This is a genomic window from Chitinophaga polysaccharea, assembly GCF_902150045.1.
GTDB classification, from domain to species: domain Bacteria; phylum Bacteroidota; class Bacteroidia; order Chitinophagales; family Chitinophagaceae; genus Chitinophaga; species Chitinophaga polysaccharea_A.
This window is the reverse complement of the sequence record NZ_CABFVU010000001.1, coordinates 677267-692078: the sequence shown is the minus strand read 5'-3', so window position 1 is coordinate 692078 and position 14812 is coordinate 677267. Positions and strand designations below refer to the sequence as shown.

Below are 14812 nucleotides of genomic sequence, written 5' to 3'. Positions count from 1 at the left end.
TGTTTTCCATTTTTATCTAACTTTAATAAAAAAAATGGAAAACCAAGGGCTGCTTTTTATTCCGGATATAAGTGGCTTTACCCGTTTTGTGAATGAGATAGAGATTGAGCACAGCCGCCATATCATCCAGCAACTGCTGGAACTGCTGATCAATGCTAACGAATCGGGCCTGGAAGTGTCTGAAGTGGAAGGTGACGCTATCTTATTCTATAAATTTGGATCCCCGCCTGATCTTGCCCAGCTGTATAAGCAGGTGGAAAAAATGTTCCGCGAATTTCACCGTTACCTTGTTAATTACAATCACCGTAAAATTTGCCAGTGCAAAGCCTGTGTATCGGCTATAGACCTTACCCTGAAAGTAATTTCCCATTATGGCGAGTTCACTACTTACCAGGTGAAAAATTTCAGTAAGCTGATTGGGAAAGACGTGATCGTGGCGCATCAGCTGCTTAAAAACGATATTGAACAACATGAATACTGGCTGGTAACAGACAACCTGCTGCGCGATGAGCCTCCCGCAGGGCTGGCGCAATGGATGACCTGGGATGCTGCCACCAAACAAACAGAAACAGGTGATATCTCCTTTCACTACACCCATTTAAGCGAACTGCGGAATACACTGCCTCCTGATCCCGACCCGCAAATAGAACTTAATAACAAGGTGAAAATGATTTCCGTGTCGAAAGAGTTTGACACCGATATTAAAACACTTACCTATACCGTAGTGCATTTTGAATTCAGGCACCAATGGCAGATAGGAGTGAAGGGGATAGATGAAGTGGAACATTTCCTGCCTGGTGTTGGCAGCCGGCACCGGCATCTGCTGGATAATGGCAAAGAAGTGATGATGTATACCAGCAGTTTTTCTTATAATCCTGAACAGAATGTGATGTTCAGCGAAACAGATGAGAAGCGGCATAACGCTTACTACTATACGATTGAAAGACTAACAGATCGCAGAGCGCGGTTGACTATAGATTATTATCTTCCTGAAAACTTTGTACGGCAATGGCTTTTCCGGCTAAAAGAAAAAGAAAAGATGACAGCCCGGTTACGCGCTTCACTGGAAAGGCTTGAGCCAATTGTGATGAATATGGTACTGCCGCTTGATTTTTGATAAAGAAGCCATCCTGTTAATTACCAGGACGGCTTCATTCCTTTTTTTATTCATGAAATACCGGCATGGCAGGGAAATACCATCCGTTGTAAGTCAGCGTTTTTTTCAACGTAGCAGTGGTGGCATTATATAACAGCACCCTGTTGATATCCCCGGTGAAAGAGCCGTTCAGCGTAGTGATCACCAGTTCATTTTTATCCTTGTTATACGCAGCACCAGCTCCATAAAAGTACTGTCCGGAAGGCAGGGTAATAAAAGGAGCCGCCAGTGATGCCGTGTTGCCAATAATATAACGGTACAGTTGAGTACCACCGGCAAAGCCATTGTTACGCACAATGTAAACAGCATTTTCTGTAGTGGATGCAGTAATAGCCGCATGGCGCCATGCTCCCCATGGCGATGCAATGGTAAAAGGCAGTTTCACAGCAGTGCGTACCAGTGTAGCCGGATCTATACGGATCAGTGAATCTGAAGTGGCTGCATATACACCGCCATCCTTCCCTGCAGCAAATGCCAGGTTAGCTGTCCCGAATTTTTTCACTACGGCATAGGTGCTGCTGTTTAAAGCAACGATGCCATCTGTTTGGGACAATACAAAAATGTAGCTGCCGGCTTTTAACATATCACCTGTATAACCTGCAACGCCGCTTACTTTAGTGCCCACCGCCAGGGAAGGCAACGTTACCGGATATACGCCGTCGGCTGCGCTGAGCAGGCCTCGTGTGGCATCCACACCAATAAAGGCATGACCATCGTTGCCGGGAAGTGTAGTGATACGGCCGGTTTCCACCAGGCTGCCTGCATCCGTTACTACCAGCGGTCCGCCGGCTTTTACAACAATATACATTTTGCCATTGAAAATGGTGGCGTACTGCAGCGTATTGGAGGGGCCGCCCAATGCGCCTGCAGGGTTTTCTGCATGGTATATGTTGGGAACAAGACTATCGCCACTATAGGAATAGAAATGCAGATCGCCCGTACCATGACCAAACCATCCTTCATTGGCAATAAAGAACCCGTTGCCATATTTACCTGCAATCAGCGATGCGGTAACGCCGCCGGTACCGGCTTCATTGGTACGTTGGGATCCGAGGGGTTGTAATGCGTCATCTTTTTGACAGGAGGCAACAAACAGCATCATAGCTGCAGACAGAAAGGATAATAACTGTTTTTTCATATTTATTGTTTTGTTAAGAAATACAATACTCTTTTCCGGGGCAAAAACCCTGAAAAAAATGATCATAATACCGGTTATCCTTCCGGCGTTACGCCAAAGGCTAAACGAAAAACATAACAGCGCATAAATGCCTGGTAGGCCTACATTCATGGCATTTCACCCGAAAGCGTTGAATGATCAGTTGCAAAAGGCAGGTCTTCTGGCTTACCTGCTTTCCCGGGACCTTCCCATTTGCCGCCCTGGCAAACAGTGGTATGGAGTACATCCGGAAAAAACAATTTACCTGTTGGTAAATGCAGGCTTACAGCTACGGGGATAGCTCCGGTTTTACACCGGATTCCCTTTTAATCCGCCGCCGGGCGGAACCAAATGCGGAGCAAACCTAAGGTAATTAGGTATAAATGCCAAAATGAAGTGGAGGAGATTTTTCTATAGATGAGGTTGGGCATTTGTTGCCCCTTTGTTGCCCCAATGGCCCCTATATGGCCCCAATATCAGATTGGTTCAGCGTATGAAGTTCCTTTTCCGGTATTTCCAGATTTTTGTATGAATTTTTTTCCTATTAAATCTTGTAAATCTCTTGTTGCAGTTCTTTTTGACACACCGGCCAATTCCCGGTATTGTGTATTGCTTATGCTTCCATGTTCCCTAATGTATAAAATAGCTTTACGTTGTCTATCTTCAAGTTCTTCAAACGGCGTGAGCTTATTTGTATACTTCTCTTTTAAAAATGTAATACCAAATCCTCCCTGTTCTAATTCAATTAAAGGTTCTGGCAATCCTGATTCAACGCATGGATCAATAATTTTATTAGTACCCCTTCCCCACGATTCAATATACCCGGCCTTAAAAAATATATTCGCTATATTCTTATTCCTGGGATAAGAGGAATGATCCGCCCTTAATTTTTCTACCGTTAATTCTTCCGGTAGTGATCCTGGATTCCAAAGATGTAAGCGATCGTCATATACGCGGAGAAATGTGTAGGTGCTTGAATAATCCTTGTGAATAATGGCGTTGAATATTGCTTCCCTCAAAGCAGGTTCAGGATACTCCAAAGGCTCCATTCTTTCTAGGCCTTTGTAGGAAATTGGCAGGATCAATGTTCATCTTCTTTGCTGTTCGTGGAATTCTGTTCATCTCAACAGACTTGGAGATAAAACGTCGTATAGTGTTAGCGCTCAGGTCTTTTAATGAGGCTTCTTCTACCGGGATATCTTCCCATTTCTTTCCTGTTTTCTTCAAAAGAAGATGCTGCAGAGCAATTCCTTTTAACTCTTGTTTTGTACTGCCGCTATGATAATAATAAATCCCGTGATAGGCTACAGGAACAGAGCTAACCGGTACTACTACTTCTAAATAATGTTTGTTTCCACTTTTATGAAGATTTACATCTACCACCAATCCTAAATGATTAACCGATTTATTCGGTATTTCATCCATTAGTTTATTATATTCTTGTACACCTACAATAACGCCGTTATCATCGATGCCAATAAATAACCTGCCACCTTGAGCATTCACAAAGCAACATATCCATTTGAGATATTCATCTCTCCATGATTGTTTATATTCTTTATTTTGTGGTTCTGTCATATACATTCAAACAAAAGTGTTAAGCCCGGCAATAACGCGGAACACAATATTATCTGTAATGTTGACGGAGACTATCCAGGGGATTATAATAAATGTGGATTAACAAATCTGCATGCAACATCGATTAAATATATCTCTCTTTAAAAACAAAAGCGTGATACAACACAAGATTGTATCACGCTTCTATCATCGTATATCTTTACGCAACCTACCCCTTCATCTGCCACGATTTTGTTTTCGTGAACGCCCTTAAACCCTGGTGAGACAACGTAGCGCCAAAACCAGAGTGTTTCCTTCCTGCCCATGGTAAGCCCGCAGAAACACGGTCGCAGCAATTCCAATAGCCAGTACCCGTATTCACCTGCGACAGGATGGCCTGCGCCCTTTCACCGTTGGAGGAATATACGGAAGCAGTAAGACCATATTCCGTATCATTCATCATTTCAATCGCTTCTTTATCGCTCGCTACTTTCATAATGCCTATCACCGGGCCGAAGCTTTCTTCCTGCATAATTTTCATGGAGTTGTCCACATCGGTGAGAATGGTAGGTTCAAAGAAATTGCCCTCATGCTCAATGATATGGCCACCGAGTTTAAGGGTGGCTCCCTTTGCCCGTGCTTCCAGTACCTGCGTTTCCAGCACTTTTAATTGTTCTTTCCTGGTCACGGCGCCAAAGTATACGCCTTCATCGGTAGGCAATCCCAGCTTCCAGGATTTAACGGCTTTTACAAATTCTTCCACGTACTGGTCGTATATTTTTTCATGCACATAAATACGTTCTACTGCGCAGCAGCTTTGCCCGTTATTATAAAAAGCGCCATCGGCGGTAGCCGCCGCTACTGCTGCAATATCCTCAATGTCGTCTGCTACGTACAGCGGATCTTTCCCGCCCAGTTCCAGCTGGCAGGGCAGCATCCGGGTCGCTATTTTTTCGTAGATGTATTTGCCGGTCTTATAAGAGCCGGTGAAAAAGTATCCATCCACCCGCAGGCCAAGCAGGTTGTCTCCTACTGTTTTTCCACCAATGGCTATTTTAAAGGCATTGTGTTCCAGGCCAGCATAGTAAAAAAGCTTTTCGATTTCCATACCGGTGAGCACCGCATATTCGGAAGGCTTATAAAGTACGGTATTCCCTGCCAGCAGGGCCGGAATAAAAACATTGACACCTACCAGGTATGGATAGTTCCATGCGGAGATGTTACAGACAATGCCCAGCGGCTCGTAGGAAATTTTTTCTTTTAGTGTATCCGTATTCGTTACCCACTCGTCCGACAGGTATTTTTCTGCATTTTCCAGCATCCAGTTGATCCGGGTAATAGCGCCGTTGATTTCATTGCGCGATTGCTGCAATGGTTTTCCTGTTTCGGAAGTAAGTACGCCCGCCAGTTTCTCTATTCTTTTTTCCAGCTGATCCCTGAAGCGCGCAATCACTTTAATGCGCTCTGCCAGTGGCTTCGAGGACCAATGATCAAATGCCAGCCGGAGCAGGGCGGTTTTCTCAACAACCATTGATAAGGTGTCTTCACGGAGAACGGCAAGGGTTTGTGCGGTGGCAGGATTAAAGATTCTCATTTCGTATGGTTTCTTACTGCTTGAAGAAATGTTGTTTTGATCTGTTGGGAGAGCGGGTTGCTTTCTTTCTCCGGCATTCTTTCCGGATGCCATTGCACGCAAAGCATAAAGCCTTTCCCGGTTTTGTCTTTGAATTCAATACCTTCAATAATCTCATCGCTGGTATCGGAAGTAGCGCTCACCATAATATTTTTCCCCAGGCTGGCCGGATGAATGCCCTGGTGATGCGCACTGTTCACCTGCCCTTTTTCCAGGCCGGTAGCCTTGTACAGCAAAGTGTCTTTACGGATGTTTACGCTATGAATTTTATCGCTGCTATCTTTCTTATGGATCCTGTTAGCGGCTTCCCCGATATCTTCATATACTTTTCCGCCTTCCAGTATGTTGATGTACTGCAATCCGCGGCAGATGCCAAGTACAGGCAACTGATGCTGCTGCGAATATTCGTAAAGGCGTTTTTCAAAATTATCCCTTTCAGGTAAAAATTCTGCTGGCCGATGTGGATAATTATCGGCTCCTCCGTACAGCGAAGGGATCACATCCACACCGCCGGTGAGCACCAACCCATCGCAGGTATAGATATCTTCCGCATTGTTGCGCAGGAAAGACAGGATCACCACTTCCAGGTCATCGCCCAGGTCTTCAGGCGTGAACCACTTTTCGTAGTTGGCAAAGCTGGCTTCCGTATAGCTGAGCCCTATCTTTTTCTTCATGTCTATAGCGCGTTTAGGTACAACTGTTTGAAATCCTCCCGTGTAACCGGTTTAGGGTTGTTGGGATGTGCAAAATCCGCCAGTGCCAGGTCGGCCAGTGTTTCTACATGTGCACCGGTAACACCGATATCCCGGAGATGATGCGGTATATTTATTTTTGAATTAAGATCAAAGAGATATTGTACCACTGCTTCGCCGGTTTCTTCCTTTAGCTCCAGCGTTCTGGCAATGCGGCGGAATTTATCTTCAAAGCCCGCAATATTGAATTGCATCCCGTAGGGGATATTCACGGCATTGGCAAGGCCGTGATGCGTATCCAGCAGGGAGGAGAGGGGATGTGCCAGGGAATGCACCACACCCAATCCTTTCTGGAAGGCAATAGCGCCCATCATTGATGCCATCAGCATATTGCTCCGGCTTTCTATATCAGGGCTGTTAGTGGCTTTTTCCAGTGAGTTTTTTATGAGATAGATACCTTCCAGGGCAATGCCATCGCATAGGGGATGCGGATTTTTTGCCAGGAATGCTTCCATATTATGCGTTAACGCATCCATGCCGGTGGCGGCAGTGATAAATGGCGGCAGATCCATAGTAAGGGCAGGATCTGCAAATACAATTTTTGCCATCAGTTTGGGGGAGAAGAGTATTTTCTTCTGGTGCGTTTCATCATCGGCAATAATGGCGCTCCTGCCTACTTCGCTGCCGGTGCCGGCGGTAGTGGGCACAGTAACAAAATGAGGCACATCGTTGGTCACATATACGTCGCCGCCTATGAGATCATCGTATTTGAAAAGATCTTCCCGGTGATGAACTCTCAGCACAATGGCCCGCGCCACGTCCAGGGCTGCACCACCGCCAATGCCAATGATGCTGTCGCGGCCGGTATTGTCCCAAAGGTCGGTTCCTTTGTACACATCACTCTTCACAGGATTTTTGTGGATATCGCTGAATACTTCCACGGAAATCTGGTGCGACTCCAGGTCCTTCACGATCGATTTAAAAAATGATAATCCTGCTATCGTTGGGTCGGTAACGATCATAGGTTTTGATAACCCGTTTTTCTGCAGATAGGCCGGCAGCTCGCTGATCACGCCGGCGCCGAAACGGATAGTAGTAGGAAAATTATACTGAAATGCCATATGCGGTTACTTAGATGATTTCAAAATATCTTTTCAATTCCCAGTCGGTCACTGCTTTGGCATATTGCCGCCACTCCCATTCCCTGGTTAACGTAAAGTGTTCAACAAACGCTTCGCCGAACAGCTCTTTTGCCAGGGCTGATTCCTTCATTTGTTGGGTGGCCATATGAAGGTTCTGTGGTAATACACCATTCGAGGTGTCTTTGTACCCATTACCGGTGGTTATTTTTTTCTCAAGTGGTAATTTATTTTTTACACCATACAACCCGGCGGCCAAACAGGCAGCCAGTGCGAGGTATGGATTGGTGTCTGAGCCAACTACTCTTGTTTCCAGGCGGGTAGCCTTTTTATCGCCTGGTAAAGCCCGTAATGCCACCGTCCTGTTATCGATGCCCCAGGTGAGTGTAGTGGGGGCCCAGGCGCCTTCCACGAGCCGTTTGTAGCTGTTGATGGTGGGGGCTATCATGGGCAGTATCACCGGTAAGCAGTACAGTTGCCCCGCAATGTAACTTTTCATGAGGGCGCTCATTTTATGTTCGTCCTGTTCATCATAAAATAAATTCTGCTTACTGTCCGCATCCCACAGGCTTTGGTGTACATGCCCGCTGCATCCCGGCAGGCTTTCATGGATCTTGGCCATGAAGGTGGCCATTACCCCATGCTTGTAGGCAATTTCTTTTACAGCGGTTTTAAATAGGATAGCCTGGTCTGCCGCCTGTAAAATTCCCGCGTATTTAATGGCTGCTTCATATACGCCCGGACCTGTTTCCGTATGCAAGCCTTCTACCGGTATATCAAATTTCACCAGTTGCTCAAACAGGCTGCTCATATATTCATTCTTTAACGCGCTGCGAAGGATGGAGTAACCAAACATTCCCGGCGATAAAGGAGTGAGGTCCCGGAACTGTTTCTGGTGGGCAGTATCAGGCGTTTCGGTGAAGTTGAACCATTCAAATTCCTGCGAGAAGTACGGCACATAACCACTTTGCTCTGCTGAGGCCAGCACTTTTTTCAGCAGCTGCCTCGGGCAGGCATATAGGGGGGTATTATTGGCTTCCACAAAATCTCCCAGGAAAAAAGGCACATCATTCTCCCAGGGAATTTTACGGAAAGTGTTCAGGTCAATTTTCACCTGTGCATCCGGGTAACCGGTATGCCAGCCTGTATACTTTACATTGTCATATACCACATCGCTCATATCCCAGCCAAAAGTAACATCACAGAAACCCATCCTGGTTTCTGTTACTGACACGAATTTCTCTGCTGCAATATATTTCCCTCTTAATACACCGTCGATGTCCGCTATTGCCACTTTTACCTTACCGGACGGATGATTTTTTACATACGTTAATATTTCGGAAGTTGTCATGTGTGGGCAGGTTTAAAGATTTTGTACAATAAAAATGAAACGGCCAGCAGGGAAAAATAGATAATGCCAAGCAGCAGGTTGAAGATAAACATAGCTACTATGGAAATGGTGGCGATCACCAGTGCCACTACCGGGAACACAGGGTAGAAGGCTACCCGGAAAGGCCGTGGCAGTTCAGGCTCCTGTCTTCTCAGAATAATAATAGACACCATGGAAATAATATACAAAGTGAGCGCGCCGAAAACAGATACGATAATGATTTCGGAAGTTTTACCTGAAAGCAAAGCCAGTATCCCGATCACCATGTTGCCTAAAAGAGCGTTGGCAGGCGTATGGAACCGCGGTGAAATTTTACCCAGCGCCGCCGGCAGGTTATGCACCCTGCCCATTTCGTAAGTAGAGCGCCCCGCTGCCAGGATAAGCCCGTGAAAAGAAGCCACCAGCCCGAATAAACCTATGGTAATGAGCAGGTGGTACATGGGATGGTTGCTCCCGGTAATTCTTGCCAGCGCCAGCGGCAGCGGGGAATCAGAAGTTTCCCCGCTGATCCCGTTCTTATATACAATGGCTTCCCACCCGGCAATACCGGTGGCAGACACAAATATCAGGATACAAAGAATGGCCAGCGTAAGGATAGCCCATCCAAAGCCTTTGCTGATATCGCGTTGGGGATTTTTTGTTTCCTCCGCTACATTGGCAATGCCTTCAATGCCCAGGAAAAACCAGATAGCGAAAGGAATAGCGGCGAAAGCGCCGCCCCATCCAAACGGGAGCGGGTTGCTGCTAAGATGAACGGCCTGGAATTTTGGAAGCGATAAACCGGTAAACAACAATAATTCCCCTACGGCAAAAATGGTGATAATCACCTCGAAAGACGCTGCCGCTTTTACACCATACACATTCAGACCGGTAAACACAAAATAAATGGCAACAGCGCTGGTGAGGATAGGTACCTGCGGGAAAAAAGCATTGAAATAAGCGCCGATGGCAAATGCAATGGCAGGCGGCGCCAGGATGAATTCAATCACCTGGGCTATACCGGCCACAAAGCCGATATTCTTTCCCATTGCCCTGTTTGCATAATCAAAAACTCCTCCTGCCTTGGGGATGGCGCAGGCCAGTTCTGCATAACTGAAAGTAAACGTTACATACATCACCATGATCACAAGCGTGGCAATGGCCATGCCTCCTGTGCCGCCCTTTTCAAGGCCAAGATTCCAACCAAAATACATACCTGAAATAACGTACCCCACTCCAAGTCCCCACAGCATAAAGGGAGTCAGTGTTTTCTTTAAACCCTTGTTTTGTGTCATTTGAAAGATCTCTGTTGCGTGTATCTGTAATATAATATAAATTAAAATATTATTTCACTAACCGCATATCTTTACTGTATGAAACTAATGGCAAACGGACGTATATGGATTGAAACCGAAGAAGGCCCCTTTCTCGGTTACGGCCGTATTGAGCTGCTGGAGAAGATCCGTGAACTGGGCTCACTGAGGAAAGCAGCTACGGAAATGAAAATTTCCTACCGCCAGGCCTGGGATTTTGTAGACCAGATGAATAAGCGTACCGGTAAACCGCTGGTGAAAATGGAAAGAGGAGGGAAGAGCGGAGGTGGCGCACTGCTCACCCCTGAGGGTGAACAGGCGATAAAATTATTTCATGAGCTGAATACGGCTTTCCGGCAATTCCTTGCTACGCGGAGCGCCGGTTTGAATAAGCGCAAATAACCTTTCCCTGCCGCGCATACAACAGGCCCGAATAAACGTAATAGGCCGCTATTCCTTCGCAAATCGTATGGTCATGGCCGTTACTTCCCATATCCATCTCGCAGGTTTCTTTTCACCGGGAACTATGATCCTGAACGGCCCCTTGCCATCCGGCAACGGCTGCCCGTCCACCTTGCCGGCCAGTATCACCACACGGTTGGTGAAAGCGCTGTCCAGTTCGGCCAGGGAAAACAATACCTCATACCCGTCGCCTGATTTTACCAGCAGGTATTTCGACATATTTTCCCCTCTCAGCTGGACTCCCAGCGTTACGCCTGCCTGTTGGAGAATAGTTGTTACCGCTACCCCGGAGTAGTGATGCAGTTTTCCGTCGCGATCGGTGGCGGTTACTTCCGTTTGGGGCATCCTGTCAATGTCGGCAGCACTGAGCTTTAACGGGTGCGTTACTTCCCCGTCAACCGAAATAGTTTGTGCAAAAGCGCTGGTGGTGAATGCAGTAATGAATAAGTAAGCAGCGAATTTGTATAGCATGGTAGTATCAGTTTTTTTTATCTGTACTGCCAATGCGGCGGTAATACCTGTAAGCATGCCAACGGCCGGTAACTTTTTAAACATAACTAATTCGTTGTTCATTTTTTTGAATAACGGTGATAAAAGCTTGCCTGTACACATCAAAACAAGGTCACAGAACCGGGAAGGAAAGCGGGAAAAAATAATGTAGCTGCCTGGGTGTATGGTTGATAACTGGTGCAAATTAGTATTAAAAGAAGAGAAAGTCAACGGCCATGGTTAATTTCTCCTGCTGCCCGGATCCGTTGTACAAAAAAGCATAGCAGATTCCAGGAATGATGCTTAAATTACAGGGGAATAAACCGATGCTTAGATGAAAACTGGAAAAACACTCCCCTCCGCCATCACCATCTTCGGCGCCAAAGGGGATCTGACCAAAAGAAAACTGATACCCGCGCTTTATAACCTGTATACCGATAACCATCTTCCGCCTGTATTCACCATTTATTGCGTGGATTTCCTGCCGGAAGATGAAGCTGCATTTAAACTGGACCTGCTCGCAGGGATAAATGAGTTTAGCCGCAACGGGAAAGCAGATGAAAAACAATGGGAAGGATTTGCAAAGAATATCTCCTATCTCCAGGGCGATTTCCTGAAAACGGAAACCTACACCGGCCTGAAAGAAAAGCTGGAAGCATTTGGGAAAAAACAAAAGCAGCAAGGCTCCCGTATCTTTTATTTTGCCGTGGCGCCACGCTTTATCGAAATCATTGCTGAAGGATTATATAAACACACCATTTGTAATCGCGATGGCCTTGACCGTATCGTAGTGGAGAAACCTTTCGGCTCAGATCTCGAAACCGCAAAAAAATTAAACCGCTTTCTCACCAAACGCTTTGCGGAAAAACAGATCTACCGCATCGATCACTACCTGGGAAAAGAAGCGGTGCAGAATATCATGGCATTCCGTTTTGCCAACTATGTATTTGAACCGCTGTGGAATAAAAAATATATCGATCATATACAGATCAGCGTGGCGGAAGAAGTAGGCGTGGGAAAACGAGGTGGCTACTACGATGGCGCCGGCGCCCTACGCGATATGGTGCAGAACCACCTGCTGCAGTTGTTATGTATCGTAGCCATGGACCCGCCGGAATTTTACCAGTCGGAACTGATCCGTGATGCAAAAGTAAAAGTACTGAAAGATATCAGGCATTACACGCCTGCACAGGTGCTGAAAAATGTGATCCGCGGACAGTACACCGCCGGTAATGTACATGGCGTACCACGACTGGCATACCGTAAGGAAGAACATGTACTGTCTTCTTCCAACACGGAAACCTTTATCGCTGCAAGATTATTTATCGACAACGAAAGATGGAAAGGCGTGCCTTTCTTCCTGCGCACAGGGAAATCAATGCCGGTGCAATCGTCTGTAATTGTAGTGCAGTTTAAAGATTCTCCCAATAAGATCTTTAAAGATGATATCACGCCAAACAGGTTGATCATCAGTATACAGCCGGAGCTGGAAATCAGTTTACTGTTTGAAAGTAAAGTGCCTGGTCTGAAAATGAAACTAAAACCGGTGGAGATGGATTTTACTTACCAGGAATCCTATACGGAAACAATTCCGGAAGCATACGAAGCATTGCTGCTGGATGTGCTGGATGGTAACCCCACCTTATTCATGCGTGCCGACCAGGTGGAAGCTGCCTGGAAAGTGGTAATGCCTATCCTCGACACCTGGAAAAAGTATCCTGCAAAAGAACTGCATCTTTATAAAGCCGGTACCTGGGGCCCCACTGCAGCTACTACGCTGCTGAAGCCTTACGCGAAAGACTGGTTCCGCTTATCGGCAAGAGAAGAAAGTATAAAGTAGATACACCAGATAAAAAAACCGTCCCTCGCAAAAAAGGACGGTTTTTTTTATGCTAATCATTTAGATATCATACTCATTTTAATACCTTCTTATCGAGGAAATAAATTTACGCACTGAAATCTTTTTTATTTTATACTTTTATTTCAACGATAGAAATGGACATTTTTACAACACCCTATTAACAAAAAGATCACAGATTTAATTCCTTAAGCTATGTTAGCCAGTTAGTTTTTACCCTTGTGCCTCAGATCTTGTGTCTCCCGGTTTCAGAACCTTTTTATTTATTTATTTCAACCAAACAGTAACCGTATCAGTATTGCTATTGCATTGATGTGTAGTTTGCCATAACTTTTTAATGATCTGTCAACACTGGATGCCGCTGCTGCAGCCGCGCTTTCCAGCGAGAGTGCTGAAGCTCTTTCGGCCATCAATGCCGTATGAATACCTGTGAGATTAATATTCATATGTACCCTAAAATATCTTCATCTTGAAACCTCTTTACTACGTAGCATGTATGCGTGATAGGTGTTTCGGCCTTGCTGTAATGCTGATATTATGCAGTGATACAACGTTGGCGCAGCACACAAATACGGGCATCCCAAAAGACAGCACACAAGCCGCTGTACACTCTCCTCCTGTTCCCTCAAAACTGGCCACGCAATCATTGAAGAAATGGTCGGCCTATAAAGCACAACTGGTGCGCCGGGCAGAGAAGCAATTGAGCGCTGTTAAGAAAACAGACCTCGATATGTACAAGCAGTTGCATAGCTTCGACAGCATTGCCGCGAAAAACCTTTACCCCGAAGGGCTCGGCAAGCTCTATGAGGCAAAGATTGCCGGCATCAGATCAAAATCAACAGCAGCTGTTACTGCGGTTACAGGGGCTTATCAACCTTATGTGGATAGCTTGCGTGGTATTTTGTCTTTTGCAGACAGGTACACTTCCGGCGGCGCTGCTGCCAAGGTAAAGGAATCACTGGCAGGGCTAAACGAATTACAGGGCAAGCTCCAGGAGGCAGACCAGGTAAAGGAATTTATCCAACAGCGTAAAGCGTTGATCAAAGAGTATCTATCGCAATACAAATCGCTGCCACCGGGGTTGAAAAATTCATACGATAAACTGAACAAAGACCTGTACTATTATTCCGCACAACTGCGCGAATACAAAGATGCGCTGAATGAACCGGATAAGATGCTGAAGAAAACGCTGCAGGTCATGGATAAAGTACCGGCTTTCAAAAGCTTTATGGAGAAGCATTCCATGTTGTCGGAATTATTTGGTGGCTCATCAGCAGCTGAAAGCGTGCTTCGCGGCAGCGCTGACCTGGTAACGCGCGACCAGATCCAGTCGCGCATACAAACACAGATCACCGGTGGGGGCGCAGGCGCCGCAGGAGCACTGTCGCAGCAGCTGAGAGCGGCCCGCCAGCAGATTGATAACCTTCAGTCTAAAGTAATGGCCAATGGACCGGATGCAGGTAATGTAGATCTTCCTGATGGCTATACTCCCAATAACCTGAAAAAGAAAACGCTGTGGCAACGCCTGGAATACAGCTGGAACCTGCAGAATCAGCCAGCCACCAATGTATTGCCGGTGATCTCTGCACTGGGTTTGTCGGCAGGCTATAAGTTTTCAGATAATACGGTTGCAGGTATTGGCGCGGCCTACCAGCTGGGGCTGGGTAAAGGTATCAATGATCTGAAGCTGAGTAATCAGGGCCTGGGGTTGAGAACATTCTTCGATATGAAACTGAAGAATACTTTCTGGCTGAGCGCTGGTGCTGAAGAAAACTATATGCATGAGTTTTCAAAAATAGACCAGATCAACCAACTGCGGTTCTGGCAGCAGAGTGCGTTGATCGGTGTAATGAAGAAAACAAAAATTGGTAAGCAAACAAACAGTATCCAGGTACTGTTCGATGTGCTGGCCAGCCGCCAGGTGCCAAGAGCGCAGCCTTTGAAAATCCGTCTTGCACATAAATTGTAAAACCCTACTCTCATAAACA

Annotated in this window: 14 protein-coding genes and 1 riboswitch; of the genes, 4 read left to right on the top strand and 10 right to left on the bottom strand. The window is 46.1% G+C overall.

Annotation, left to right across the window (positions count from 1 at the left end; genetic code table 11):
• Positions 1 to 34 precede the first annotated feature (34 nt).
• Complete coding sequence (locus FN124_RS02815) at positions 35 to 1117, top strand: DUF2652 domain-containing protein (protein ID WP_142683270.1); 1083 nt, start codon at positions 35 to 37, stop codon at positions 1115 to 1117.
• Between the two features lie 46 nt (positions 1118 to 1163).
• On the opposite strand, the gene FN124_RS02810 is transcribed toward FN124_RS02815, so the two are convergent.
• From FN124_RS02810 to eat, 8 genes are all read right to left on the bottom strand, one after another.
• Positions 1164 to 2294 (bottom strand): DUF5074 domain-containing protein, encoded by a 1131-nt coding sequence (locus FN124_RS02810; protein ID WP_185937068.1) that lies wholly within the window; start codon positions 2292 to 2294, stop codon positions 1164 to 1166.
• A gap of 172 nt (positions 2295 to 2466) precedes the next feature.
• A riboswitch (cobalamin riboswitch) is annotated at positions 2467 to 2679 on the bottom strand.
• Between the two features lie 109 nt (positions 2680 to 2788).
• Positions 2789 to 3361, bottom strand: a complete 573-nt coding sequence (locus FN124_RS02805; protein ID WP_142683268.1) for an ATP-binding protein — start codon at positions 3359 to 3361, stop codon at positions 2789 to 2791.
• A complete protein-coding gene (locus FN124_RS02800) occupies positions 3339 to 3890 on the bottom strand; it encodes an AlbA family DNA-binding domain-containing protein (protein WP_185937067.1) in 552 nt (183 codons plus the stop codon). Before FN124_RS02800 ends, FN124_RS02805 begins: the two co-directional genes overlap by 23 nt.
• A gap of 208 nt (positions 3891 to 4098) precedes the next feature.
• Complete coding sequence (locus FN124_RS02795; RefSeq protein ID WP_142683266.1) at positions 4099 to 5463, bottom strand: aldehyde dehydrogenase family protein; 1365 nt, start codon at positions 5461 to 5463, stop codon at positions 4099 to 4101.
• Positions 5460 to 6176, bottom strand: coding sequence for a gamma-glutamyl-gamma-aminobutyrate hydrolase family protein (locus FN124_RS02790; RefSeq protein WP_142683265.1), 717 nt, complete (start codon positions 6174 to 6176; stop codon positions 5460 to 5462). Before FN124_RS02790 ends, FN124_RS02795 begins: the two co-directional genes overlap by 4 nt.
• Positions 6177 to 6178: 2 nt before the next feature.
• The gene (locus FN124_RS02785) at positions 6179 to 7315 is read right to left on the bottom strand and encodes an iron-containing alcohol dehydrogenase (RefSeq protein WP_142683264.1); all 1137 of its coding nucleotides are present in this window, start codon (positions 7313 to 7315) and stop codon (positions 6179 to 6181) included.
• A 10-nt stretch (positions 7316 to 7325) separates the two neighbouring features.
• Positions 7326 to 8684 (bottom strand): glutamine synthetase family protein, encoded by a 1359-nt coding sequence (locus tag FN124_RS02780; protein WP_142683263.1) that lies wholly within the window; start codon positions 8682 to 8684, stop codon positions 7326 to 7328.
• Positions 8681 to 9997 (bottom strand): ethanolamine permease, encoded by a 1317-nt coding sequence (eat, locus tag FN124_RS02775; RefSeq protein ID WP_142683262.1) that lies wholly within the window; start codon positions 9995 to 9997, stop codon positions 8681 to 8683. The genes FN124_RS02780 and eat overlap by 4 nt, the downstream gene beginning before the upstream one ends.
• Before the next feature lie 78 nt (positions 9998 to 10075).
• On the opposite strand from eat, the gene FN124_RS02770 reads away from it, so the two are divergent.
• On the top strand, positions 10076 to 10417 hold the full coding sequence (locus FN124_RS02770) for a winged helix-turn-helix domain-containing protein (protein ID WP_142683261.1): 342 nt from the start codon (positions 10076 to 10078) through the stop codon (positions 10415 to 10417).
• Between the two features lie 48 nt (positions 10418 to 10465).
• Here FN124_RS02770 and FN124_RS02765 read toward each other — a convergent pair whose 3' ends face one another.
• Complete coding sequence (locus FN124_RS02765) at positions 10466 to 11050, bottom strand: molybdopterin-dependent oxidoreductase (protein WP_260607311.1); 585 nt, start codon at positions 11048 to 11050, stop codon at positions 10466 to 10468.
• A gap of 250 nt (positions 11051 to 11300) precedes the next feature.
• Between FN124_RS02765 and zwf the strand changes: the two genes are divergently transcribed.
• Positions 11301 to 12806 (top strand): glucose-6-phosphate dehydrogenase, encoded by a 1506-nt coding sequence (zwf, locus tag FN124_RS02760; protein WP_142683260.1) that lies wholly within the window; start codon positions 11301 to 11303, stop codon positions 12804 to 12806.
• A gap of 290 nt (positions 12807 to 13096) precedes the next feature.
• Here the strand turns inward: zwf and FN124_RS30815 are convergent, their stop codons facing one another.
• Positions 13097 to 13270, bottom strand: coding sequence for a hypothetical protein (locus tag FN124_RS30815; RefSeq protein WP_185937066.1), 174 nt, complete (start codon positions 13268 to 13270; stop codon positions 13097 to 13099).
• Positions 13271 to 13320: 50 nt separating this feature from the next.
• Between FN124_RS30815 and FN124_RS02755 the strand changes: the two genes are divergently transcribed.
• Positions 13321 to 14793 (top strand): hypothetical protein, encoded by a 1473-nt coding sequence (locus tag FN124_RS02755; RefSeq protein WP_142683259.1) that lies wholly within the window; start codon positions 13321 to 13323, stop codon positions 14791 to 14793.
• Positions 14794 to 14812: the final 19 nt, after the last annotated feature.

Coding starts and splice junctions, on each gene's coding strand:
- FN124_RS02790 (WP_142683265.1), bottom strand. CDS start 6,176: ATGAAGAAAAAGATAGGGCTCAGCTATACGGAAGCCAGCTTTGCCAAC.
- FN124_RS02805 (WP_142683268.1), bottom strand. CDS start 3,361: ATGGAGCCTTTGGAGTATCCTGAACCTGCTTTGAGGGAAGCAATATTC.
- FN124_RS02800 (WP_185937067.1), bottom strand. CDS start 3,890: ATGACAGAACCACAAAATAAAGAATATAAACAATCATGGAGAGATGAA.
- eat (WP_142683262.1), bottom strand. CDS start 9,997: ATGACACAAAACAAGGGTTTAAAGAAAACACTGACTCCCTTTATGCTG.
- zwf (WP_142683260.1), top strand. CDS start 11,301: ATGAAAACTGGAAAAACACTCCCCTCCGCCATCACCATCTTCGGCGCC.
- FN124_RS02810 (WP_185937068.1), bottom strand. CDS start 2,294: ATGAAAAAACAGTTATTATCCTTTCTGTCTGCAGCTATGATGCTGTTT.
- FN124_RS02785 (WP_142683264.1), bottom strand. CDS start 7,315: ATGGCATTTCAGTATAATTTTCCTACTACTATCCGTTTCGGCGCCGGC.
- FN124_RS30815 (WP_185937066.1), bottom strand. CDS start 13,270: ATGAATATTAATCTCACAGGTATTCATACGGCATTGATGGCCGAAAGA.
- FN124_RS02795 (WP_142683266.1), bottom strand. CDS start 5,463: ATGAGAATCTTTAATCCTGCCACCGCACAAACCCTTGCCGTTCTCCGT.
- FN124_RS02815 (WP_142683270.1), top strand. CDS start 35: ATGGAAAACCAAGGGCTGCTTTTTATTCCGGATATAAGTGGCTTTACC.
- FN124_RS02770 (WP_142683261.1), top strand. CDS start 10,076: ATGAAACTAATGGCAAACGGACGTATATGGATTGAAACCGAAGAAGGC.
- FN124_RS02765 (WP_260607311.1), bottom strand. CDS start 11,050: ATGAACAACGAATTAGTTATGTTTAAAAAGTTACCGGCCGTTGGCATG.
- FN124_RS02780 (WP_142683263.1), bottom strand. CDS start 8,684: ATGACAACTTCCGAAATATTAACGTATGTAAAAAATCATCCGTCCGGT.
- FN124_RS02755 (WP_142683259.1), top strand. CDS start 13,321: ATGCGTGATAGGTGTTTCGGCCTTGCTGTAATGCTGATATTATGCAGT.